Origin of the sequence: Rhodoferax sp., from assembly GCF_039922535.1 — a bacterium.
Lineage (GTDB): Bacteria > Pseudomonadota > Gammaproteobacteria > Burkholderiales > Burkholderiaceae_C > Rhodoferax_B.
On sequence record NZ_JBDTEM010000036.1, the window covers coordinates 1 to 1,880 of the forward strand.

The window sequence follows — 1,880 nt, forward strand, 5'->3', positions numbered from 1 at the left end:
ATAGGCGCTCATGCCGTAAATCAAGCCGAAGTTGATCACCTTGGCGTAGCGGCGCTGCTCGCTGGTGACCTGCTCTACCGTCACGCCAAACACCTCTGCCGCCGTGGCCCGGTGCACGTCCAGCCCGTCGGTAAAGGCACGCAGCAGGGCCACGTCGCCACTGATGTGGGCCATGATGCGCAGCTCGATCTGCGAATAGTCGGCGCTGGCAATCACGTTGCCCGGCGCGGCCACAAAGGCTTCGCGCACACGGCGGCCCTCGGGGGTGCGCACGGGGATGTTCTGCAAATTGGGGTCGTTGCTGCTGAGCCGCCCGGTCACGGCCACGGCCTGGGCGTAGTGGGTGTGCACGCGGCCACTGCGCGGCAAGATCAGCAGCGCCAGCTTGTCGGTGTAAGTGCCTTTGAGCTTGGACAGGCTGCGGTGCTCCAGCAGCTTGGCGGGTAAGGGGTAGTCCTCGGCCAGCTTTTCCAGCACTTCTTCGTCGGTACTACGGGCCCCGGTAGCGGTTTTCTTGACCACCGGCATGCCCAGTTTGTCGAAGAAAATTTCGCCCAATTGCTTGGGGCTGCTGAGGTTAAAGGGCTGGCCCGCAATCTCGTAGGCCTCATTTTCCAGCTGCACAATGCGCTGGCCCAGGGCGTGGCTTTGGCTGGCCAGGGTGGCCGCGTCGATGAGTACGCCGTTGCGCTCGATGCGGTATAGGGCTTCGCTGCTATCGATCTCTAGCTGGTAGATGAAACCCAGCTCTTTGACGGCTTGCAACTGTGGCCACAGCACGCGGTGCACTTCCAGCGTCATGTCCGCGTCTTCACAGGCGTATTCGGAGGTTTTTTCCACATCCACCTGGTTGATGGTGAGCTGGTGCACGCCCTTGCCGCACAGGTCTTCAAAGCTGATGCCGCTGCGGCCCAGGTGGCGTTCGGCCAGGCTAGACAGGCCGTGCGGCTTGTGGACTTCCAGCACATAGCTTTGCAGCATGGTGTCGTGGGCGTAGCCCTGCACTTCGATGCCGTGGTTGGCGAACACGTGGCGGTCGTATTTGATGTGCTGGCCGAGCTTGGCCTTGGTCGCGTCTTCCAGCCAGGGTTTGAGCTTGGCCAACACCTCGTCGCGCGGCAACTGGGCGGGCGCGTCGGGGTAGTTGTGCGCCACCGGGATGTAGGCGGCCTCGCCCGGTGTGACGCAGACGCTGATACCGACGATCTCGGCCAGCATTTCGTCCAGCGAATTGGTTTCGGTGTCCAGCGCCACCAGCTCGGCGGCTTGCAGCTTGGCCAGCCACAGGTCAAAAGCCTCCCAGGTCAGGATGGTTTCAAAACCGGGCGTGCGGGTGGGGACGGCATCGGCCGTGTCGGCAGGGCCGGGCTCATCGAACAAGCCGGGCTCGGATGGCTTGGCCTTGGGTGTCTTTTCAGCAGCGGGTGCCGGTTCTGCGGCGGCCGCGCCTTCCAGGTTGCGGGCCAGGCCCTTGAAGCCAAATTTCTCATAAAAAGCCTTTAACGCGCCCGTATCTTGTGCGGTAAAAGCTATTGAATCCATAGCAGGCAGGCCGTCGATGTAGCCGGTCAGTTCGCAGTCGGTCTTGATGGTGACCAGGCGGCGGCCTTGGGGCAGCCAGTCCACGGCGTTGCGCAAGTTCTCGCCCGCCACGCCCTTGATCTCGGTGGCGCGGGCCATCAGCGCATCCAGCGAGCCGTATTCCATCAGCCACTTGGCGGCGGTTTTGGGGCCGACCTTGGCCACGCCGGGTACGTTGTCCACGGTGTCGCCCACCAGGGTTTGGTAATCGACCATCAGGCTGGGCGGCACGCCGAATTCTTCGGTCACCCCGGCCACGTCGCGGCGCTTGCCGTTCATGGTGTCGATGATGGTGACGT

1 protein-coding gene is annotated in these 1,880 nt (G+C 63.1%); it reads right to left on the reverse strand.

Translation table 11 applies throughout. The features are described 5' to 3' along the window. Window positions 1-1,880, reverse strand: a 1,880-nt coding sequence (locus tag ABI213_RS01410) for a DNA polymerase (protein WP_348025795.1), incomplete at both ends; no start/stop codon positions are given.